1 pseudogene is annotated in these 252 nt (G+C 63.1%); it reads right to left on the bottom strand.

Annotation, left to right across the window (positions count from 1 at the left end):
- Positions 1-108: 108 nt before the first annotated feature.
- Positions 109-252, bottom strand: a pseudogene (locus tag F8271_RS32030) (IS30 family transposase); the annotation flags it as partial.

Here is a 252-nt window from a genome sequence, read left to right as displayed (position 1 = left end):
AGCCACCGACATGACCCGTGATCAAAACAGCCCGCCCGGTAGCGGCCGCCACGCCACGCCGCACATCCCACGAGTCCATACAGAACCGCAGGTCAACCCAAGATCAACTTAAGCTACGTGGCATTGGTTGTTGACCGCGAGGGCGACGGCTTCGAGGTCCTCATCGGACCACCTCGACAGGTCGGTGCCCTTCGGGAAGTACTGACGCAGCAGCCCGTTGGTGTTCTCGTTCGTCGGCCGCTGCCAGGGCGA

This window comes from Micromonospora sp. ALFpr18c (assembly GCF_008868155.1).
GTDB lineage: Bacteria > Actinomycetota > Actinomycetes > Mycobacteriales > Micromonosporaceae > Micromonospora.
Note: the sequence above shows the minus strand (reverse complement) of the source record. Positions and strands in the feature narration are given on the sequence as shown.